We start from the raw sequence: 1,901 nt of genomic DNA on the forward strand, positions 1-1,901 counted from the left end.
CGCAACGCTTCGAGCCCGAGGCCACCGCCGGCGACGTGGCCACGCAACTGGCGACCCGGTTCGATGCGCGGCATTACCGTCTCGATTTGCATCAGGCGCCGATGCTGCAGCTGGTCTACGCCCAGGACGAGGCCATGGACCGTTGGGTGGCGATCCTGCTGTTCCATCACATGGCGCTGGACCATACCGCGCTGGAAGTGGTGCAACAGGAGATGCAGGCACACTTGATGGGCGAGGCCGGGCAACTGGCGGCACCGGTGCCGTATCGCAACTATGTCGCCCAGGCGAGACTGGGGGCGAGCGAAGAGGAACACGAAGCGTTCTTCCATCAGATGCTCGCAGACATCGATGAGCCGACGCTGCCGTTCGAACTGGCGCAAGTCCAGGGCGATGGGCGCGGCATCGAGGAAGTGACGGTCCCGGTCGACGAGGCGTTGAGCCTGGGGCTGCGCAGTCAGGCCCGGCGGCTCGGCGTGAGTGTCGCCAGCCTGGTTCACCTGGCCTGGGCGCGGGTCATGGCACTGGCGTCCGGCCAGGAGCAGGTGGTCTTCGGTACGGTACTGTTGGGGCGGATGCAGGGGGGCGAGGGTGCTGATCGAGCGCTGGGCATGTTCATCAACACCTTGCCGATACGTGTGTCCGTGGACGAGCAAAGCGTTCGTGATGCCGTGAAGGCGACTCACGCCCGGTTGACCGGCATGCTGGCCCATGAGCACGCCTCCCTGGCTCTGGCTCAACGCTGCAGCGGCGTGGCCTCGCCAACACCGTTGTTCAGTGCACTGCTGAACTACCGGCATAGCTCCATCGAGGTGACGGAGGCATTGTTGTCGGCCTGGAGCGGCATGCAAATGTTGTCCAGCGAAGAGCGCACCAACTACCCGCTGACCATGAACGTCGATGATCTGGGCGACGGCTTGAGCCTGACGGCGCTGGTCGAATCGCGGATCGGGGCGCAACGCATCTGTGACTATATGCAAGTCGCGCTGCGCAGCCTTTTCGATGCGCTGGAACACGCGCCGCAAACACCGGTGCAGAGCCTGCCGGTGCTACCGTCGGTGGAGCGTCGGCAACTGGTGGAAGGCTGGAATGCCTCGTCGCAAACCTACGCCCACGACGCGCTGATTCATGGGCAATTCGAAGCTCAGGCCGCCGCGCAACCCGATGCGGTGGCGGTGATGTTCGAGGATCGCGCACTGACCTACGGCGAGCTCAACGCCCGCGCCAACCAGCTTGCACATCGCTTGCTGGCCCTGGGGATCCGTCCGGATGATCGGGTGGCGATCTGCGTCGAGCGCGGCCTGGACATGATTGTCGGCCTGCTGGGCATCCTCAAATCCGGCGCCGGCTACGTGCCGCTGGATCCAGCTTATCCGGCAGAGCGCCTGGCCTACATCCTGGAAGACAGTGCGCCGCTCGCCATCGTGGTGAACGCCGCGACGCAAGGCCTGCTGGCCAATGAGTCGGTGCGTCTGATCGGCCTCCATGAGGGCGGTTTGTCCAGTCAATCCGAGGACAATCCGACAGTGGCAGGGCTGACATCGCGGCACTTGGCCTACGTCATCTACACCTCCGGTTCCACAGGCCTACCCAAAGGGGTGATGGTGGAGCACCGCAACGTCGCGCGGTTGTTCTCGGCCACCCAGCCGTGGTTCGACTTCGGTCCGCAGGACGTCTGGGCACTGTTCCACTCGTTTGCCTTCGACTTCTCGGTCTGGGAAATCTGGGGCGCCTTGACCCATGGCGGCCGCCTGCTGGTGGTGCCGCAACTGGTCAGCCGTTCGCCGCAGGACTGCTATGCGTTGCTGTGCGAGACCGGTGTCACGGTGCTGAACCAGACGCCGAGCGCGTTCCGCCAGTTGATCGCGGCCCAGGGTGAAAGTGATCTGCGCCACAGCCTGCGC

Annotated in this window: 1 protein-coding gene; it reads left to right on the forward strand. The window is 64.7% G+C overall.

All coding sequences use genetic code 11. The features are described 5' to 3' along the window. Positions 1 to 1,901: AMP-binding protein (locus tag LCU97_RS26440; protein ID WP_232778205.1), on the forward strand; the 1,901-nt coding region annotated here is incomplete at both ends.

The sequence above is a fragment of the Pseudomonas uvaldensis genome, from assembly GCF_021271205.1.
Lineage (GTDB): Bacteria > Pseudomonadota > Gammaproteobacteria > Pseudomonadales > Pseudomonadaceae > Aquipseudomonas > Aquipseudomonas uvaldensis.